Below are 18,926 nucleotides of genomic sequence, written 5' to 3' on the forward strand. Positions count from 1 at the left end.
GGATTTTTCGCACAATGAGTATTAGTCTTGCGACGTCGAATCCGGGTTGATTCCGCGGTCGGAGGCCACCGCTGAGCGGCTCGTCGCAGGGCGTCCGTGGATGCTCAGATATGTCCGGGTATAGCGGTCGGAGATCTGCGTCCCGGTGAAGTCCGACGGTATGACATCGCCCGTCTGCTGCCGCCAGGTGTTGAGCTTGAGCGCCAATTGTGCTGCCACTGCATGGTATTCGGGTTGCACGTCGAGCAGGAGATTGTGCCGCTCGGTGGGGTCGGCGTGCAGGTCATAGAGTTCGCGGGCCGGGCGTGGGTCACTGATGGCCGGCTGCACGGCCCGGCCGGGCGGGCTGTCGGCGATGTCCCATGGCAGGTCCAGCAGCGGGCGCGAAGCATAGTTCTCGATGTAACTGAAGTCTTTTGTTCGCACTGCGCGAATAGGGTCGAACGAGTCGTGATAGGTCTTCGCGGTGTAGACCTCCTCGCGTACCGCGGACCCCGCCTCGCTGCGCGTCAGAGCCTGCGCGTGCGAAAAACCCTCCACCTCAACTGGAACGGGCACCCCGAGCAACTCCAACAGCGTCGGCAGCAGGTCCACCCCGCTGAAGAGTTCGTCGTACACGTGTGGCTCGATCCCGGCGTCGCGTGGTGGCCGCACGACCATCGCGATGCCCGTGCCGGCGTCGTACAGCGTCGACTTCGCCCGTGGCAGGGCCGGTCCGTGATCGGTGAGGAACACCACCCACGTGTTGCGGTCCAGCCCACGGGCTTCCAGCGCGTCCAGCAGCTGCCCCACCGCCGCATCGGCGACCGCGATGGACCCGTAGAACTCCGCCAGGTCTTCCCGTACGGAGTCGGTGTCAGGCAGGTAATCGGGGACGGTGACGGTCTCGCCGGCGGCGGGTTCGTAGCGTTCCCGCGGGTACGGCCGGTGCGTCTCGAAGAATCCAGTGGTGAGCAGGAACGGCTTCTGTGGTGGTTCCTCGAGCCACCGCAGGGCCTGCTCGACGACGTATTCACAGTAGGAGTTCGAGACGTCGTATTCGTCGAACCCCAGCCGGGACGGGAACGACGTCTCGTGCTGCATACCGAACAGTGCGGTGTGCCAACCGGATTCGGAGAGCAGCTGGGGAAGCGTCTGCACGCCGGCGTGGTACTCCCAGCCGTGGTGCGCCAGCCCGACGAGCCCGTTGCTCTGCGGGTAGCGCCCGGTGAAGATCGAACCGCGCGACGGCGAGCACAGCGGGGCGGTGGCGTGTGCCCGGGTGAACAGGGTGCCTTCGGCGGCCAGCTGGTCCAGCCGGGGACTGCGGACGTCGCGGTGGCCGTACGCCCCGAGGTAGCGCCCGAGGTCGTGCCAGTGCACGAACAGCACGTTCTGGCCCGGCGTGTGGGGCATGGGTCGGCTACCTCCTGGCGATCATGGTCACGAAATCAGCCATGAAACCGCGAATTGCTTTACTGTTCAACGGTTTCGTGCGGCATGATTCGTGCCCGCCTCATCGCCACGCGAACACCGGCTGCTCCAGCTCGTCGACCGGGTCCGGCCGGCCTTCCAGCCCGAGCCAGCGCATCTGCAGCAGGACCGCGCCCGTGGGCGCGTGGATGAGGTCGTTGCCCAGCGGAATCTGGACCACCGGACGGTCGCTCTCGGGGATGGAGATGAACCGCGGCGAGTCCGGCCGCTGCAACTGGTGCAGCCCGACGCGGTACACGGCCAGCACCTCGTCGGGTGACGGCTGCGGGTCCAGCCGGCCGCCGCCCCACACCACCACGGGCGTGATGACGTATCCGGAGCGCGTCGCGTAGTCGTCGAGCAGCCCCAGCACGGATTCCTCCGCCAGCTTGATGCCGACCTCTTCGTGCAGCTCGCGCAGTGCCGCGTCCACGACCGTCTCGCCGGGATCGAGGCGCCCGCCGGGCAGCGCCCACTGCGCGGAATGCGAGTTCAGCCGGGACGTCCTGCGGCACAACAGGAACGCCGCGCCGCCGGCGACGTCGACCATGCGGCCGTCCAGATTCTGGTCGGGCAGCGGCCGGCCACCGATCCATTCGTCGACCGGGGCGGGGTCGATCCGGTCCTCACCACGCTCGGAGTCCACCAGCACGATGGCCACCGCGGCGTGGCGCTTGGTGGGGTCGTCGACCACCCGCCGGCGGTGGCCGGTCAGGTGCGTCCCGATCTGCTCGCGCAGTGCGTCGTCGTACCGGATCGTCATCGGCCCGACGCTACGCGCCGACTGATTCAGGTGGTGGGCGGCATCCCACAGGCCAGATACACGTATTTGTTGGGCACGTCGAACGTGAATGCCCGGGCCGGCAGCGCGGCCAGCAGGTCGGCGGGTAGCGGCGTCTTGTAGCGCAGCGACATCGAACCCTCGAAACTCGGGTCGACCGCGGAGAGATCGGGGGCGTCCAGCAGCAGACCGGACTCGTCCAGCTCGGCACGGACCATGGTGCCGGCGGGCGCGTCCCACAGGTGGTTGACGGTCTTGGCGCCCTTCTTCGGCACCGACGACAGCGTGCCGAGCAGCCGCTTCTCGGTGATCACCAATGCGCCCACCAGGCTGCGGAGGGTGCTCTTGGCGACCTTGCCGGGGACGTGGCCGGAGAACCGGAACGTCACCGGGATGAACTCGGCCACGTGCAGCAGCCCCTCGGCCTGGAGCTGCTCACGGATGTCATCGGGCAGGTTGCCGATGCCGAGCAGCTTGCGCAGCAGTACAGCCATGCCTTCAGCGTAGGCCCCGGGGGTGAATGCCCCACGAGAAACGGCGCCGAGCGTGGACGTGTTGTCTCACACTCGGCGCCGCGTCGGTGGTGACGGCCGTCAGTTCTGCGCGGGCAGGACGTGCTCTCCGGTCTTGTCCGTGGCCAGGCACAGCGAGCAGATGTAGCCGCCCTCGGCCGAGGCCAGCATGTCGGGCCGCTCGTACTCGTGGTGGCACTTCTGGCACAGCAGGTGCGCGTCGGACGGGTTGCCGTGCTCGTCGTACATCGGCAGGTCGATGCCGTCGTCGGTGCGGCGCAGGTAGTACTTGCCCTTGGTGGCGATGGCGATGATCGGCGGCAGCACCACACCGAGCCCGATCGCCACCAGCGGCGAGTAGGGCGTCAGCGCGGAGCCGAGTCCACCGAAGAACGCCACCACCGACAGGCCCGCCGCGATCAGCATCGAGCCGAAGCCCACCGGATTGAAGGCGTACAGCATGCCGCGACGGAACTCGGGCTCCTTGGGCGACAGCTTCAGCAGGTACTTGTTGAAGACGATGTCGCTGGCCACCACCACAACCCAGGCCATGCCGCAGTTGGCGTAGAAGCCGAGGATGGTGCTGAGGAAGTCGAACATGTTGGCTTCCATCAGGATCAGCGCGATCAGCAGATTCACGCCGAGGAACACCAGGCGGCCGGGGTAGTGGTTGGTGATGCGGGTGTAGGAGTTGGTCCAGGCCAGCGAGCCCGAGTAGGCGTTGGTGACGTTGATCTTGATCTGGCTGATCACCACGAGCACCACGGCCAGGGTCATGGCGAGCCAGCCCGGCAGGAAGTTCTCGTAGATCGACAGGAACTGGTGCACCGGCTGGTTGGCGATGCCCGCGCTGTCGGCGACATTGGCGATCAGGTAGACGGCGAGGAACAGGCCGACGACCTGCTTGATGGCGCCGAAGAACACCCAGCCCGGGCCGGCCAGGAACATCCAGGTCCACCAGGAGCGCTTGTTCTCCGGGGTCTTCGGCGGCATGAACCGCAGGTAGTCGTTCTGCTCGGCGATCTGCGCGATCAGCGACAGACACACACCGGCGGCCAGCAGCGTCGAGCCCATGTCGAAGCCCTGGATGTGGTCCTTGCCCTGGTAGGCGAAGAACTGCCCGACCGATTCGGGGTGGCTGATCAGCAGGTAGACGAACGGCGCGACCATCAGGATCAGCCACAGCGGGGTGGTCCAGACCTGCAGCGTCGAGAGCACCTTCATGCCGTAGATGACCAGCGGGAAGATGATCAGTGTCGACACCGCGTAGCCGAGCCACAACGGCAGGCCCAGGCCCAATTTGAGGCCCTGGGCCATGATCGACCCCTCCAGCGCGAAGAAGATGAAGGTGAACGTCGCGAAGATGACGTTCGTGACCACCGAGCCGTAGTAGCCGAAGCCACTGCCGCGCGTCACCAGATCGAGGTCGATGTTGTAGCGGGCCGAGTAGTAGGCCACCGGGAACCCGGTCAGCAGGATGACGACCGCGAAGATCGCGATGCCCGCCAGTGCGTTGGTGGTGCCGTACGAGATGCCGATGTTGGCGCCGATCGCGAAGTCGGCCAGGTAGGCGATACCGCCCAGTGCCGAGATGCCGACCACGCGCGTCGACCATTTCCGGTAACTGCGCGGCGCAAAGCGGAGGGTGTAGTCCTCCAAGGTTTCGCGTGTCGCGGTCAACCGGTCCTGATCGACGTCCGGTACAGCGGCAGGCGACAGCGGCTCCTGGCTGAGGTCTTGGGTCATGGTTAGCGAAGCTATGGTCAGTTTGTTTCGTGCCCGTGACAGTTATGTTCCGGGCGGTAGCGAATTTCCAGCGCGCGAGCGCATCCCGGAAGGAGACCGGTGACGAACCGCAACCGCTGGCTGATCGGGGCCGCGGCCGTGATCGGTTACGCCCTGCTGTGGGTGGGCTGGGCAGCGCAATGGCCCTGGGTGACGGCTTTCGACACGTCGCTGCTCGCGCCCTTGCACCGGTACGGTGCGGCACATCCCGGCTGGGTGGTCGGCTGGCAGTGGTTCTCCTTCGTCTTCGGACCCTGGACCTTCCGGATCATCGGGGTGGTGGTCGCGTTCTTCGCGCTCGCACGGCGACAGCGTCGCACCGCGCTCTTCCTCTTGATCGGCGTCGCCGCGACCGGTCTGGTCACCGAGCTCGCCAAGGACATCGCCCAACGGGCGCGGCCGCTGACGGCGCTGGCACACGAACCGTCGTGGTCGTTCCCCTCGGGGCACGCGCTGGGCACCATGGCCGGTGCGCTGGGGCTGTGTGCGGTGTTCCGGCTGTGGGGGGTGGCGCGGCAGCGGCTGATCGAGGTGCTCTGTGCCGTCATCGTCGTGACCGTCGGGGCGAGCCGGGTGGTGCTCAACGTGCACAACCCGACCGACGTCCTCGCAGGGTGGTTGCTGGGTGCGCTGTGGTTCCTGATCTGCGTGCCCTTGCTCGCGCCAGTGCCTGCGTCGGCCGGGTCTCAAAGCCGAAGCCCTATCGTGCCCAAACCTTGACCCGCCCTGGCTTGACCTTCCAGAGGGCGGTTCTCGACCATGGACGGGTGCGCCGACTGTTCGCTTTGCTGTGTGCTGCCGCGCTGGCGGTGGCACTGGCGCCCGTCGGCAACGCGGTGGTCACTCCGTGGTTCGCCAACTCGGTGGGATCGGCCACGCAGGTGATTTCGGTTGTGGGCGTTGGTGGTTCGTCGGCGAAGATGGACGTGTATCAGCGAGGGCCCGCAGGGTGGGACGCCGTCGCGGTCGGGATTCCGGCGCACGTCGGTTCCCGGGGCATGGTCCCGCAGAGCCACGACGGCAACCTGCAGACGCCGATGGGCATCTTCACGCTGCCGTTCGCGTTCGGCACCGCCGCCAATCCCGGTACGGGTCTGCAATACGTCCAGACCACGCCCGATCACTGGTGGGACGGCGACATGAAGAGCCCCACCTACAACACCATGCAGGTGTGCAAGAAGGCGCAGTGCCGCTTCGACACCGACCCCGCGAGTGGCACCGAGAACCTCGACATCGCACCCTACAAATACGCCGTGGTCATGGGCGTGAACCCGCAACGGACGCCCGGCAACGGTGGCGCGTTCTTCGTCCACATCGGTGACGGCCCGACGGCCGGATGTGTGGCGATCGACGAGGGCACCCTGGTGAAGATCATGCGATGGCTGCAACCGGGAGCGCTGATCGCCGTTGCCAAGTAATCAGATATGAAGGGCAGCACCGGGTTTCAGCTTGAGCGGCATCGTCGCGTCGGGGGTGCGGTCGTGACTGTGGAGCTCGTCGATGCCGCCCCTGCCGGGCGTTGCAGCACACCGGGCGCACAGGCTCGGCAGGTTTCGTCCACAGGGCGGACACAGCGGACGAAAAGCAATCTGCGAGAACGCCGTTCGCACGTGTCCCGAGCTGCGGCAACGCGTTCGCACGTTAGGGTGGTGGGGTTATGAGCCACCAGCTGGGGTTGTCGATCGGGACGACCAACCTGGTCGCAGCGCGCGTCGGTGAACCGCCCATGGTGCGGCGCGCGGTGCTGCGCCTGTTCCGTGACCGCGCGCCCCAGATCGGGTTGGCCGCGGATGCCGTCGACGACGGCGTGACACTCACCGGCTTCGTCGAACGCGTCGGCGACCCGGTGCCGATGGTGGCGCCCGACGGCACGGCGTATCACGCCGACCAGTTGGTGGCCGAGGCGTTGGACGCCCTGATCGAGGCCGCGGGCGGTGAGCCGCCGACAGGACAGCTGGCGATTTCGGTTCCGGCGCATTGGGATACCGCGACGTTGCGGGCGATGCGGACCGTCATGCGATCCAATCCCAGCCTGGCGCCCAACGGCGTGCCGGCGCGGCTGGTGTCCGACGCGGTCGCGGCACTGACAGCACTGCACGCCAACCCGGGTCTGCCAGCCACCGGCACCGCGGCGCTGCTCGATTTCGGCGGTGGTGGCACCAGCATCACGCTGGCTGCCGCGGACACGTCGTTCGAGCCCATCGAGACCGTTCGGTACACCGAATTCTCCGGGGAGGCCGTCGACCAGGCGCTGCTGGCGCACGTGCTCGACCGTGTCGGTGGTGCCGGGGGAGTGGACACCGCAGGCACCGCGGCTGTGAGTTCACTGGAGAAGCTCCGTGAATCCTGCTGTGCGGCAAAGGAAGCACTGTCGGAGGCCGAGACGGCAACGGTGCCGGTGGACATTCCGGGCCACCAGGGCGATGTCGAGGTCACCCGCGCCGAGTTGTCCGAACTGCTCGACGATCCGCTGACCGGGGTGCTGACGGAGCTCGATGAGCTGTTGCAGCGCAACAACATTGCGTGGCGATCCGTCAGCTCGCTGGTTGCGGTCGGTGGTGGCGCGCGGATCCCGGTGATCAGTACGCGGCTCGCCGCACATCTCGAGGCGCGTGGCGCCGCGGGCATTCTCGTCACGACCCCGCAGCCGGCGCTCGATGCCGCGGTGGGTGCGGCACTGTTCGCGGTGTACGGCGCCGACGCCGACGCCAAGACCGGCATGGCGCCGGCCGCATTGCTGGGCACCGCACCGACCGCGGCGGTCGACGGCGGCCCTGCCACCGCGCCCGCGGCCATCCCCGAACTCGACGTGCTCACCGACACCGCGGCCGCCCGGGTGGTCAAAACCACCGGACCGTCCCTGGCCTGGTCCGAGGACTCCGACGGCGGCGGTGACCTGCTGCCCTACACCGGCGACGACGTCTTCGGTGACACCACGACCACTCGCGCCATCGCGCAGTATGTGCCGCCGGCCGCAGCGGTGGCCACCGAGCCGTCCAAGGCCTGGCAGCGGCTCCCGCTGGTGGTGTTCGGCGTCGCGATCTTCGCCGCGATCGCGGCCGTGGGCGGCGTGACGATCGCGCTCACCGGTGACCGCAAGCCCGTCGCGCCGCCGACCACCCCGCCGCCGTCGCTGAGCGAATCTCCGACGCCACCCCCGGCGCCGCCGGCCGAACCGGCGCCGCCCAGCACTGTCACCGTCACCAACGAGGTCCCCGCACCGCCACCCCCGCAGCCCAGCCCGACGTACCAACCGCCGGTCACCCACGCGCCGGCGCCGACGCACACCACCACGACGCACGCGCAGACGACGACTCCGCCGCCGGCGACGACCACCGCCACCACGAGCGAGCCGCCGCCTCCGCCACCACCACCGCCTACGTCGGAGACGCCGACTTCGACGACGCCGACCATGACGACGAGCTACATTCGGCTGCCGTTCGTGCCGGTGCCGATCCCGATTCAGGTCCCCAAAGGCCCGGACCAACCGGTGGAATCCCAGCCGCCGGCCAATCCGTACTACCCGGGACAGCAGCAGTACCCGTACGGGCAGTACCCGCAGCAGTATCCGCAGCAATACCCCTATTGATGGGCGGAATTGCATCGGATCTCGCTGATTTGAATCCCGTATTGACTATTGACGCAGGCGTCGGAACGTCAGTGTGAACAGGAAATTCACTTGCTCGCATACCACAAATGCGGCAATCTTGTTCTATGAATTCGACAAGAACACGCGTCGGGTTGGCGGCCGCTGCGGCCATGGTTGCGCTGGGCACTCTGGGTGCGATCTCCGCTGGAGTGACCGATGGAGGCGCCGTCGCCGGCTCCGACCACGCCCCGACCAACACCGTTTTCAACAGCCCGGAAGTCCCGGAATTCAACAACGGGGCCACCCAAACCTGGTCTCCGGCGGCATCAACTGCTTCAACGATGAGCGCAGCGCCGGGAGTTAAGGCAGGATAGGGCCCCATGAAGACTGCATGGGGTGTTGCTGCGGCAACTTCGCTGGGTGCTGTGGCCTTGATGTGTAGTGGTGTGGCGTCCGCCGGTTCTGCGCCCAATGTGGTCGGCCAGAAGTTCAGTGACGCGCGGTCGGCGCTGTCCAGTGCTGGATTCAAGCCGCTGGTCTCCACGACGGTGGGCGACCAGCTGCAGTGGCCGAACTGCGTTGTGACCAACCAGGTTGCCCGCACGGTGGCAGCGCCGGCGAACAGCGGTGGTTCGAGCAGCAGTCAGGTTTTGCTGTCGCTGAACTGTGAGGCGGCGTTCGCCACTGCGGGTAGCCCCGGTAACTCGCTGGGTAGCCCGGCGGGTTCGCAGGCTTACGCCTCGGCGTCGGCATCGGCCGCAGCGGCTGCCTCGTCGGCGTCCGCCGCAGCCGCGGCTGAGGCGGCAGCGGCCGGCGAAGCGGGCCAGGTCTGGGAGGGCCAGAACTCCGACCGCTGAACCTGAACCGGTATTGCTGGACGGTTTCGGTTTCTCGGTGGTGCCGAATGCGCGGCTGTCTGCACACCTGCGCGTTCGGTATTGCTGTTCTCAATGCTCGGGTAGGGATTCGCTGGCTGGCATAGAGATTTGGACAAGCGTACGTTTTGCTGACTGCTGGTTAGCGCTCCTGCGCCCGTGATGAGAATGCCGCTCTGACAGGTGATTTCAAGCGTGTCGTAAGTTGCGCCAAGTCTGTCTGAGCGGCTTGTATATCCCCTTGTGCCGGAAATGGATCGTCGAAACATGATGCGCGCGTCGGGGCTTGGCCTGCTGGCCGCCGCCGCGATGCCGTCCCCCGCCGCTCTGGCGGATCCCCAACCGGGCAGTTCGCCCACTGCGCCGCTGGCCCCGCAGCCTGCCGCGCAAACGCCCACGTACATCTTCCACGATGAGTTCGACGGCCCCGCCGGGTCGCGGCCCGACCCGGCCAAGTGGAACATCTCGCCGCGGCGCGAGACCATCAAGAACCCGGTGTTCTGGGACCGCCCGGAGAACATGGGTCAGTACCGCGACGACCGGGAGCACGTCTTCCTCGACGGCAAGGGCAACCTCGTCATCCGCGCCACGCGCGATGCCAACGGGAAATACACCAGCGGCAAGGTCTTCGGCACTTTCTGGGGTGGCATCAACACCACCTGGGAAGCCCGGATCAAGTTCAACTGCCTGACCAACGGCTGCTGGCCGGCCTGGTGGCTGTCCAACGACCACCCCGTCGTCGGCGGCGAGATCGACCTGGCCGAGTGGTACGGCAACGGTGAATGGCCGTCGGGCACCACGGTGCACGCCCGGTCGGACGGCACGTCGTTCGACACGCACCCGCACCCGATCGACGGTGGCTGGCACACCTGGCGCGTCACCTGGAACGACGCCGGTATGTCGTTCTGGCAGGACTACACCGAAGGCATGCAGCCGTACTTCTACGTGCCGGCGAACTCTCTGGACGACTGGCCGTTCAACCTGCCCGGCTACTCGGTGTTCCCGGTTCTGAACCTGGCGGTGTCCGGTTCCGGTGGCGGCGACCCCAAGGGTGGCAGCTACCCGGCCGAGATGCTCGTCGACTACGTGCGCGTCTGGTAAACCTCCGACAACTGTCGATGGGCCCCGCTTCGGCGGGGCCCATTCTCATTGGGGGCCGCGACCGCGGAACGTGGTGCCGGCCCGCTCCAGCAGTCCGCGTACGCGGGTGATTCCGTAGCCGGTCTCCTCGGCGAGCTGGCGGATGCTCTCGCCGTTCTCGTAGCGGATGCGCAGTTCCTTGCCGATGCGTTCGGCCGTCGTCGGGTCCAGCCGGACGTGCTTGGTCACCGGCGGCACGTCGATGGCGCCCCCGGCGTAACCCTTGTGGACCTGGCCGCGCGGCGTGACATCGGCGGCGGACTCGTCGCCCCACGCCGTCCAACCCGGCTGCGGATGCCGGGCAAACAGCTCCAGATACGGGCCGGGCGAGCAGGCCTCGATGAATCCGTACTGCTCGTCGGGCTTGCGGGAATGCTCCCGCTTGCGGGTCTCGATCATGTTGACCTGGCTGCGGGCGTGCGGCAGCGTGCGCATGCTGCCGCGCACGCCGAACAGGATGATCTCGGTGACGTTGCGGAAATAGAAGCCGACACCGCGGCCGTCGGGCCCGCCGTCCTTGCGCCGCTTGGCCCAGATGACGTTGGAGACGTAGCGGTAGCCCCACGCCTCCATGACGCGCAGCCCCTCGGGCAGCAGCGCGTTGGGCACCCACAGGTACAGGTGCGAGTCACGCGCGGCGACGGTGGACACCGGGATGTCGCAGATGGCCTCGAGATCGAGCGTGGAGTACCGGTCAAGGCGCCGGTGCTCCGGTGCCACCTTGCCGGTTCGATTGGTGAAACGCCAAGGCGGATCGGCCAATACGGTCTTCCAGCCGCCATCGATGGTGGGCAGCGGCGGCGGCGCGGCGATATCGCGCAGGGGGGCGGCCTTCGACTCGGCGCCGGCCTGATCGCTGCGTTTCGCCACGTTGTCACTCCTACCTTCGAATTAGATCTTTTCGAACGGAGAAGATCTTCACGAAATCGTAGGCGATGGCACCGACAGGTCAGGCTTCCCAGAGGCCGATGTCGTCTGCGGGTTGCCGGTCGTCTCGAACCGGGGCGTGGTCGGCCCAGGTGCGGGCGCAGATCGCGACGGCCAGCAGCGGGCAGCCGCCGCTGTCGCCGCGCTGCATGCGGGGCCGCAGCTTCTCGGTGTTGGTGGTGGTCGTGGTGGCCAGGATGCGGCGGGCGCGCTCGTCGTCCATGCCGGCCTCGATGCCCAGGCGGTAGCCGAGCGTGCGCAGGTCGGTCTGCGTGCGGGTGATGATGACGGCGACGTCGATCAGCGCCGCGTCATACAGCGCCCGGTACGCGCTCAGGTCGCGATCGAGGTTGCCGTCCTTGGCATTCCACTCCACATCGAGGGCCAGCCGGTCGACGAAGTTGTCGACCTTGTAGCCCTCGTTGAAGACCTCGGTGTCTTCCAGCGTGGGGTGCATCTCGCCCGCCGGCTTGTGCGGCATCTTGCGCAGTTCCAAGCGGATTCGGGTGTCCACGCGTGCCTCACGCCAGCCCTTGTTGCGGAAGGCGGTGTTGAGGCGGGCGGCGAGTTCGGTCTCCTGGCCGCCGGGCTGGACGAGATCGTCGGTACGGAGCTGGAATTCGTGCAGGGCGGTGAGGAGCTCGTCGAACCGCTGCGGGTTGGTGGCGGCGAGGATCGCGGCGGCGTTGCGGGTTTCGATGAACTCGTACCGGTCGCGGATGTGCGGCGGCAGCACGCGGGTGTACGAGTCCGTCAGATCCACGGGGCGACGGTAGCAGTGCGCCGGTCCACGGAATAACCCGCGGAAGTCCGCCGTCGCATCGTGCTGTGCAGGCCCTTGATCTTTCGCCGCATGACCGGGCACTACACGCTGACCGAGGAACACGCCCGGCGGCTGGCTGCGACGGCGTTGCGGGGCTTGTCCCCCTAGTGACCCTCGCCGCCGCGCGTCAGCCCGTCGAGGAAGTCGCCGAGTTCGCGCTGCACCGTGTCAGGCTGTTCGGTGAGCAGGGCGTGGCCGGCGCCGGCGATGTCGACGATTCGCGTGCGGGACAGGTGGGCTGCGGTGTACTCGGCCTCGCTGCGCGGGATGTAGTCGCAGACGCCACGCAACAGCAAGACCGGTATCGACTGCAGACGTCGCAACGCGTCAGGGGTGAGCCCGGTGCCGGGCTCGCGTTGCAATTGCTCGTGCAGGTAGTGGCCGGGTGTGGAAGAAGGGGACGGCGGCGGTTCGCCGGAACAGGTGAGTCCGCCGGCGGCGAGGTCATTGAGTGTCGCGAAGCGCGCGTCCATCTCGGGGTCGTCGCCGAATACGTGTGCGGTGTCGGGATCGGTGAGCGTCAGCAGGTACATGAACAAGTTTCGTGGCGTGAGCGCGCTGGCGTACAGGCGCAGGGTTTGCGTGGTTGACAGACGCGCCTGTGGCTGCGGGATCGGCGCCGCGCGGCCCAGAACTGGCAACGAACCGGGTGACAGCAACACCAGCCCCTCGACCCGGTCGGGTTGCTCGGAGGCGAACGTCTCGATCACACCGGAGCCGGCGGAGTACCCGAGCAGCACGACCCGTGCCAGGCGGAACTCATCGAGCAACTCGGAGAGGTCGGCCACCGCGCGGGCGGTCGAGTACCCGGTGGGGCGTTCGAGACGCGACGCGTCACCCGCGCCGATCTGGTCGTAGAAGATGACGGTGCGGTCCGGCACGGCGCGGAGTATCGCGGTTTCTTCGGCCTGGCTGAACGGCACCCCGGGGCCGCCGTGCACGGCCACCAGCGGTGGCAGGTCGCCGGGTCGCTCATGAATCCGCACCGGCATCACCGCACCATCTCGCAGGTGGAGCCCGTCGGCGACCCGAGACGGCAGCGGCCTCGGCATCAGATACAGGCCGCTGGCGGCCAGTGTTGCCAGGCTGAGCGCGATGATCGTCGTACCGCGCCGGCCCAAGACGCCGACGAGCCGGGTGCCGACCCAGGCGGTACCGATCACGGCCGCCACCCCTACGGCGATCGCTGCCGATGCCGGCAACCCGACCGCTGCGCCGGCGATCACAGCCGCGCCTTCCAGAACCCACGCGACCACAACCACCGCTACTGCGGCGAGCACGGTTCTGGCCATCATCGACGCTCAGCGACGGGTGAGTACCGACTCCAACTGTTCGGCGGTGCGCGCCCAGCCGTTGTGGAAGTTGTCGTACTCGTGCGAGGGCAACAGAGAGTGCTCGATCTTCATCAGCGTCTCGCCCTCGCCGTGGGGTTCGAAGGTGACGTTGACGACGCTGGCCATCGTCGGGTCGGGCCAGTTCGAATTGCTCCACGTGAAACGAAGCAGTCGCGGACGGTCGATCTCCAGGAAGTGGCCGATGATCAGGACGATGGTGCCGGTGGCGTCGTGGTCGACGTCGAACCGCAGCTTGCCGCCGACATGGGGTTCGACGGTGATGGCGACGCACCGGGACGGGCGTGGGCACATCCAGTCCATCAACGACTCGACATCGAGCCACTCGCCGAACACCACGTCGGGGACTGCCGGCATGACGCGCTGCACGCGCACGGTGACGGGTTCTGTCATTGACCATTTCCTTTGCGTCGCAAGCGGTCTGCGAGGGCATCCGCCCGCACCGACCAGAAGTTGGATTGTTCGTTGATCCACTGCTGCGCCATGGTCAATCCCTCGGGGCGCAGGGACACCCAGCGTTCGCGGCCGCGGACATCGCGTTGTACCAGGCCCGCCGATTCCAGCACGCCGATATGCCGGGAGACGCCGGCGAACGTCATCGGCAGCGGGGCGGCCAGGTCGGTGATGCGCGCATCGCCTTGCCGCAGCGTCTCCAATAGCCGGCGGCGCGTCGGATCTGCCAGGGCGGCGTAGGCCCGGTCCAGCAGCTGATCTTCAACCATCTTGTTGACTATAGCGGCGGATCGTGCTCTCCTGGAACGGTGACGTTCAACAAGTTTGTTTAATGAATCTGTAGAGGAGGGACGCCGTGCAGAAACCCGACATCGTGTCCGCGGCCGAATGGGACGCCGCGCTGGAGAAGATGCTCGTCGCCGAGAAGGAATGGACCCGCCAGCGTGACCAGTTGGCGGCGATGCGCCGCCGCATGCCGTGGACGCCGGTCACCAAGGACTACACCTTCGTCGGTCCGGACGGCGAGCTCAGCCTGGCCGACTTGTTCAGTGGGCGAAGGCAACTCGTGATCTACCGGGCGTTCTTCGAGGAGGGCGTACAGGGCTGGCCCGAGCACGCCTGCCGGGGTTGTTCGATGATCGCCGACAACGTCGGCCATGTGGCCCACCTGAACGCGCGCGACACGACGCTGGCGTTCGCCTCACGCGCGCCGCAGCCCGACATCGCGCGGATGACGGCCCGGATGGGCTGGAAGATGCCCTGGTACACCATCACCGACGACTTCGACGTCGACTTCGGCGTACACGAGTGGCACGGCACCAACGCCTTCATCCGCGACGGCGACGCCATCTACCGCACCTACTTCATCAACAACCGCGGCGACGAAGCACTCGGCACCTCGTGGAGCTATCTCGACATGACGGCGCTCGGCCGGCAGGAGACCTGGGAGGACTCGCCGCCCGGGTACCCGCAGGACCCGCCCTACGAATGGTGGGACTGGCATGACACCTACGGCGAGCATCAGCCCTCACGATGGTTCGGCGACCCCGATCCCAGCAAGCCCGACGATCCCCGCCCGCCCCGCACAGAAGGGTGCGCCTCCTGTGAGCGATGAAGCCCATCTCGCGGCGCTCTACCAGCAGACCATGGACCGCATCGTCGAGTTGGTCAGTGCGCCAGAGGTTTCCGTCGATACTGCGGTCGCTGCCTGTCCCGGCTGGTCGGTGCGGGACGTGCTGGCCCATATGGCCGGCGTCGCGCAGGACTGGGCCGCGGGGCGTCGGGTCGCCCCACCCAACGATGCCCAGACGGCAGCGCAAGTTGCTCGGTTCGATGGCTGCGGCCTCGACGACATCCTGCGGGCCTGGGGCGATGCGGCCGCCGAGCTGCCGCGGCTGGCTCAGGAAGGTATTGCGCCGCCGCTCGGCGACATCGTCGTCCACGAACATGACATCCGGGATGCGCTCGGCCGACCGGGCGCGCGTGATTCCGCTGCCCTGCAGCAGGTTTCGGACCAGCTCCTGCGGATGCTGGTCACGCCGGTGCCGATGCGTGTCGTAGTCGAAGACGGTGAGTACCGGTGCGGTCCGGACGCGGAACCTGCGGTCGATCTGAAGACGACGCTATTCGAAGCGCTGCGCTGGCGCACTGGGCGGCGCAGCCGTCGTCAGATGGCGGCCATGGCGTGGTCCGGGGACTCGGCACTTGTGCTCGACCACCTGTACCTGTTCGGACCCGCGACCGCCGATCTCGTTGAGTGACTACGGCCGCGGCTGGGTCAACAACGCGACGACGGCATCGGTCAGCGCCGCGCGGGCGACGTCGAGATCCGACGTGAACCCGATCTGCCGTTCGTTGCTGAGACCGCGGATCGCGGCGGGAAGCAGGCACCGCACCCGGTGCAACTGGTGCGGGTCGACGTCGAGCCCTTCCATCAGGTAATCGAAACCCTGAATCCAGTCGAGTTCGCGGGCCGCGAAAGCCGCTGCGGTGCGCGGATATTCGGCAGCGATGTCGGACCGTCGCGCCGGCAGTGACGTGCGCAGCGCGGTGAGGGCGCGGCCCTCGGTGGTGTCCAGGTAGCGCCAGACGGATTCGATGGCGCCCTCCACCCGCTCGCGCAGGGTGCCGCTGCGCGGCGTCTCCGGTCCGGACGCCCAACTGCGGGAGTGGATTTCGGTGATCACCGCGACCCAGAGCCCGTCCAGGTCGGCGAACTGATGTTGCACCGTGCCCCAGGTGACGCCCGCATCCTTGGCGATGCGGTTCGCCGACACCGGCTCGCCACCGCTGTCGGCCAGACAGCGGATGGCGACGTCGAGCAGGCGGGCCCGGGTTTCCAGGCCGCGCTTGTTCAGCTTGGTGCCGGCGCCCGACTCGGTGACGACGGCCTGCCACTGCTCCCGGGCGAGGGCCGCCTGCGGGGAGTCGCGGGCCGGACGGTCAGGCAAATCGGCCCGGATTCGCCGCGACGGCCCGGTGCAGCGTCGGCCGGTTGGCCCGGTAGGCCTCGACGACGGGCGCCAGTTCGTGCGGACTGGCCCCGTGCATGATCACCGAATGCACGCCCAGATCATACTGGCGGGCAATGGTTTTCGCGCAATCCTGCGGCGAGCCCTTGGCGACGGCGTCCAGCCACTCGGTGGGGATCAGCTCGGCGATCCGCTGCAGCGTCTCGAACGACGCGCTGGCATCGATCGGTCCGGCGGTCGCCGCGTCCGTGAACAGGTCGGACTGCCGGATGCGATCCCACGTCGCCCGGTCCCAGCCGTTGGCCGAGACCAGGACATCTGGGTACGCCTGCAGGTACGTCGCGAGCCGTCCGACGCCACGCCGGATCTGGTCGTCCTCGGACAACGCATCGGGGACCGTCGCCAAGCAGGCCCAGATGCGGACACTGTCCGGATCCCGGCCGGCCTTCTCCGCGCCGCGGCGTACCGCGGCGACAGACTTCTCCGTCGCCTCGTCGGAGAAGAACGTATGCAGCACAACGAAATCCGCAATCTCGCCGGCCAGTTCCATGGTCTTCGGGCCGACCGCCACCAGGCCGATCGGCGGCCCGTCTTCCAGGCCGTTCACGTGGCGCAGCATGGGCCACTTCCCGGCTGGGCCGTCGTGATCGAGGATCATCTCGCCGGCCCAGAGGCGGCGCAGGATGCCGAAGAAATCGCGCAGCCGCGCCTCGGTCACGACCGGCAGACCGATCGCCTGCCAGTAGGGCCCCATCCCGCGGCCGAACGCCATGGCGAACCGGCCCTCGGTCAGGGCATGCATCGTCGACCCGATGGTCGCGGTGACCGTGGGGTGCCGGGTGTGGTGATTGGTCGACGGCGCGATGCCCAGCGTCGTGCTGGCGCCTGCCACCGCGCCGCTGAGAACGCCCGCGTCCTTCACGGTGAAGCGCTCACCGATGTGGCAGGAGCCCAACCCGAGCGCCTCGGCATCCCGGGCCTCGGGCAGCACCACGCGGGTGTCCGCGGGATGCCGGGTGACGGCGTAGTAGCCGAGCTCGTTGAGCTGGTCCTGCGTGCTCATGGTGCGCCTTTCATCGGAGACGCTTAGCACTGTTAACCATCTAGCAGGCAATTGTCAATGAGGGTTCTCAATAACTTGGAGCGTCTGCCGATGCACCCGCCGCGTCGATGCTCGGGAACCGGGCATGCAATTGATCGATCAGGAACCGGGCCTCGTCGAGGTCGCGCCGCAGCTCCCGGGCGCGCCGGCGCATCGACCGCGCCCGCTCTGACCAGGCCGTCGCATCGGGCAGGGACTCGACCCTGGCCAGCCTGGATGCGAGGTCCCAGGCATGCCTACGCAGCTCGGCGCGCAATGCCCGAGCTTGTGCCACATCGGCATCTTCAGTCACGCCGCCATATTTACATGACGGTCAATTGGCTGCATGGCCAAATGCTTAGATTGACTTTGAATCGTGGCTCACGGCCGCTGTCGACACTGACAGGACGACGTCGACAACGGCGTCGAGGAACGCATCGTCGACCGGTTCGCCCGTCACGATCACGCGATGGTGGACCGGGCCGACGAGCCACTCGGCCAACGCGGCGACGTCGGTCTCGGGGTGCAGCTCGCCGCGTTCGATCGCGCGGAGGAACGGTTTTTGGTCGCGCGTGCGCTGATCATCGAGGTAGCGGGACCGAAATGTCTGTGCCAGTTCCGAATCGTGTTGCGCTTGCCCGATGAGTGCGCGGTAGACGGCGCCCGCGTCATCCGTGGTCAGGAAGTGCGCGGTATCGCGCAGATGTGCGCGTAGATCCGAGTCGAGGCAGCCGGTATCGGGCGGCTCCAACGCTGCGGCGGCGTCTTCGAGGAATGCGTCCATGAGGACTTCGGTCTTGGAGCCCCACCAGCGATAGACGGTCTGCTTGGCGACTCCAGCCGCTTTGGCGATGCCTTCGATGGTGACGCCGGAAAAGCCCTTTTCGACGAGTAGATCATCAGCTGCGCGCAGTACGGCTTCCCGCGCAGCTTCACTGCGACCGTGCCGGTTCCCGTGATGCGGTTGCGCGCCTGCCATGGGTCGATTGAACACCATCGTAGCTCTAGTCTAGACGCAACGTTGCGTCTACTGTAGGTCGTATGACCTCAACGCTGAACCAACCGGAATACGCCTCGATCATCAATCGCCTGTTCGCCGATGCACAGTTGGACGATCGACGGCGGCAAGGGTTTTCGCCGACCGACTACGACATTGCGGAACGTGCCGACGTCTGCCAGGACTTCTACCTGTCGGTGGCTCCTGACCCGGGCCGACTGCTGTACAGCCTGGTCCGCGCAGTGAAGCCCTCGACGATCGTGGAGTACGGGATGTCGTATGGCATCTCCACCCTGCACCTGGCCGCGGCGGTCCGAGACAACGGTGTCGGGCGGATCATCACCACGGAGATGAGTTCGCGGAAGATTGCGGCGGCCCGCGCGACGTTCGCTGAGGCGGGGGTTGCTGATTTGATCACGATTCTGGAAGGTGACGCCCGCACGACCCTCGAGACCGTCACGGGTCCAGTGCAATTCGTGCTTCTCGACGGTTGGCCCGATCTGGACCTGCCGGTGTTGAAGATCCTGGAGCCGGTGTTGGCGCCCGGTGCACTGATTCTCGGCGACAACGTCAGGCTCGACCCTGATCACGTCTACCGCGACTACGTCAACGCGCCGGGGAGCGGCTACGTCAGTGTCCCGATTCCGCTCGACAAGGGCTTGGAATTGACCGTTCGGGTGTAGCCCGC

General features: G+C 67.2%; 21 protein-coding genes. 8 read left to right on the top strand and 13 right to left on the bottom strand.

Features of this window, described 5'->3' with window-relative positions:
• Nucleotides 1-21: 21 nt before the first annotated feature.
• The 4 genes from ACJH7A_RS07410 to ACJH7A_RS07425 all read right to left on the bottom strand — a co-directional run bounded on the left by ACJH7A_RS07410 (nt 22) and on the right by ACJH7A_RS07425 (nt 4,491).
• A complete protein-coding gene (locus ACJH7A_RS07410) occupies nt 22-1,395 on the bottom strand; it encodes a sulfatase (RefSeq protein ID WP_061001056.1) in 1,374 nt (457 codons plus the stop codon).
• Nucleotides 1,396-1,495: 100 nt separating this feature from the next.
• Nucleotides 1,496-2,215, bottom strand: coding sequence for an NUDIX hydrolase (locus tag ACJH7A_RS07415; protein ID WP_406801670.1), 720 nt, complete (start codon nt 2,213-2,215; stop codon nt 1,496-1,498).
• 26 nt (nt 2,216-2,241) lie between these two features.
• Nucleotides 2,242-2,727 carry a hypothetical protein gene (locus ACJH7A_RS07420; RefSeq protein WP_212808045.1) on the bottom strand — a complete coding sequence of 162 codons (486 nt, stop codon included), beginning with the start codon at nt 2,725-2,727 and terminating at the stop codon, nt 2,242-2,244.
• A 99-nt stretch (nt 2,728-2,826) separates the two neighbouring features.
• Nucleotides 2,827-4,491: a cytosine permease gene (locus tag ACJH7A_RS07425; RefSeq protein ID WP_212808046.1), complete on the bottom strand. Its 1,665-nt coding sequence runs from the start codon at nt 4,489-4,491 to the stop codon at nt 2,827-2,829.
• Nucleotides 4,492-4,590: 99 nt separating this feature from the next.
• On the opposite strand from ACJH7A_RS07425, the gene ACJH7A_RS07430 reads away from it, so the two are divergent.
• From ACJH7A_RS07430 to ACJH7A_RS07450, 5 genes are all read left to right on the top strand, one after another.
• The gene (locus ACJH7A_RS07430) at nt 4,591-5,250 is read left to right on the top strand and encodes a phosphatase PAP2 family protein (protein ID WP_406801672.1); all 660 of its coding nucleotides are present in this window, start codon (nt 4,591-4,593) and stop codon (nt 5,248-5,250) included.
• Between the two features lie 47 nt (nt 5,251-5,297).
• Nucleotides 5,298-5,948: a L,D-transpeptidase gene (locus tag ACJH7A_RS07435; RefSeq protein WP_212808048.1), complete on the top strand. Its 651-nt coding sequence runs from the start codon at nt 5,298-5,300 to the stop codon at nt 5,946-5,948.
• A gap of 239 nt (nt 5,949-6,187) precedes the next feature.
• On the top strand, nt 6,188-8,119 hold the full coding sequence (locus tag ACJH7A_RS07440; RefSeq protein WP_406801674.1) for an Hsp70 family protein: 1,932 nt from the start codon (nt 6,188-6,190) through the stop codon (nt 8,117-8,119).
• Nucleotides 8,120-8,499: 380 nt separating this feature from the next.
• Nucleotides 8,500-8,976 (top strand): PASTA domain-containing protein, encoded by a 477-nt coding sequence (locus tag ACJH7A_RS07445; protein WP_244872704.1) that lies wholly within the window; start codon nt 8,500-8,502, stop codon nt 8,974-8,976.
• 270 nt (nt 8,977-9,246) lie between these two features.
• Entirely contained in the window at nt 9,247-10,095 is an 849-nt protein-coding gene (locus ACJH7A_RS07450) for a family 16 glycosylhydrolase (RefSeq protein WP_212808050.1), read from the top strand.
• A gap of 45 nt (nt 10,096-10,140) precedes the next feature.
• On the opposite strand, the gene ACJH7A_RS07455 is transcribed toward ACJH7A_RS07450, so the two are convergent.
• From ACJH7A_RS07455 to ACJH7A_RS07475, 5 genes are all read right to left on the bottom strand, one after another.
• Nucleotides 10,141-11,004 carry an MT-A70 family methyltransferase gene (locus ACJH7A_RS07455; RefSeq protein ID WP_212808051.1) on the bottom strand — a complete coding sequence of 288 codons (864 nt, stop codon included), beginning with the start codon at nt 11,002-11,004 and terminating at the stop codon, nt 10,141-10,143.
• Between the two features lie 79 nt (nt 11,005-11,083).
• Nucleotides 11,084-11,824, bottom strand: a complete 741-nt coding sequence (locus tag ACJH7A_RS07460) for a BglII/BstYI family type II restriction endonuclease (RefSeq protein WP_212808052.1) — start codon at nt 11,822-11,824, stop codon at nt 11,084-11,086.
• Nucleotides 11,825-11,988: 164 nt separating this feature from the next.
• Nucleotides 11,989-13,179 carry an alpha/beta fold hydrolase gene (locus tag ACJH7A_RS07465; RefSeq protein WP_212808053.1) on the bottom strand — a complete coding sequence of 397 codons (1,191 nt, stop codon included), beginning with the start codon at nt 13,177-13,179 and terminating at the stop codon, nt 11,989-11,991.
• A gap of 6 nt (nt 13,180-13,185) precedes the next feature.
• Nucleotides 13,186-13,629: an SRPBCC domain-containing protein gene (locus ACJH7A_RS07470; RefSeq protein ID WP_212808054.1), complete on the bottom strand. Its 444-nt coding sequence runs from the start codon at nt 13,627-13,629 to the stop codon at nt 13,186-13,188.
• On the bottom strand, nt 13,626-13,958 hold the full coding sequence (locus ACJH7A_RS07475) for a helix-turn-helix transcriptional regulator (RefSeq protein WP_212808055.1): 333 nt from the start codon (nt 13,956-13,958) through the stop codon (nt 13,626-13,628). The genes ACJH7A_RS07470 and ACJH7A_RS07475 overlap by 4 nt, the downstream gene beginning before the upstream one ends.
• Before the next feature lie 86 nt (nt 13,959-14,044).
• Between ACJH7A_RS07475 and ACJH7A_RS07480 the strand changes: the two genes are divergently transcribed.
• Complete coding sequence (locus ACJH7A_RS07480) at nt 14,045-14,803, top strand: DUF899 domain-containing protein (protein ID WP_318984708.1); 759 nt, start codon at nt 14,045-14,047, stop codon at nt 14,801-14,803.
• The gene (locus ACJH7A_RS07485; protein ID WP_406801675.1) at nt 14,793-15,449 is read left to right on the top strand and encodes a maleylpyruvate isomerase family mycothiol-dependent enzyme; all 657 of its coding nucleotides are present in this window, start codon (nt 14,793-14,795) and stop codon (nt 15,447-15,449) included. The genes ACJH7A_RS07480 and ACJH7A_RS07485 overlap by 11 nt, the downstream gene beginning before the upstream one ends.
• Here the strand turns inward: ACJH7A_RS07485 and ACJH7A_RS07490 are convergent, their stop codons facing one another.
• From ACJH7A_RS07490 to ACJH7A_RS07505, 4 genes are all read right to left on the bottom strand, one after another.
• Nucleotides 15,450-16,139, bottom strand: a complete 690-nt coding sequence (locus tag ACJH7A_RS07490) for a TetR/AcrR family transcriptional regulator (RefSeq protein ID WP_406801676.1) — start codon at nt 16,137-16,139, stop codon at nt 15,450-15,452.
• Nucleotides 16,132-17,223 carry a TIGR03857 family LLM class F420-dependent oxidoreductase gene (locus ACJH7A_RS07495; RefSeq protein ID WP_318984705.1) on the bottom strand — a complete coding sequence of 364 codons (1,092 nt, stop codon included), beginning with the start codon at nt 17,221-17,223 and terminating at the stop codon, nt 16,132-16,134. The genes ACJH7A_RS07490 and ACJH7A_RS07495 overlap by 8 nt, the downstream gene beginning before the upstream one ends.
• A gap of 67 nt (nt 17,224-17,290) precedes the next feature.
• Entirely contained in the window at nt 17,291-17,554 is a 264-nt protein-coding gene (locus ACJH7A_RS07500; RefSeq protein ID WP_212808060.1) for a hypothetical protein, read from the bottom strand.
• A 45-nt stretch (nt 17,555-17,599) separates the two neighbouring features.
• Nucleotides 17,600-18,220, bottom strand: coding sequence for a TetR/AcrR family transcriptional regulator (locus ACJH7A_RS07505; protein WP_406801677.1), 621 nt, complete (start codon nt 18,218-18,220; stop codon nt 17,600-17,602).
• A gap of 62 nt (nt 18,221-18,282) precedes the next feature.
• On the opposite strand from ACJH7A_RS07505, the gene ACJH7A_RS07510 reads away from it, so the two are divergent.
• Complete coding sequence (locus ACJH7A_RS07510; RefSeq protein WP_406801678.1) at nt 18,283-18,921, top strand: O-methyltransferase; 639 nt, start codon at nt 18,283-18,285, stop codon at nt 18,919-18,921.
• Nucleotides 18,922-18,926 lie beyond the last annotated feature (5 nt).

It is taken from the genome of Mycobacterium sp. SMC-17 (assembly GCF_045310915.1).
Lineage (GTDB): Bacteria > Actinomycetota > Actinomycetes > Mycobacteriales > Mycobacteriaceae > Mycobacterium.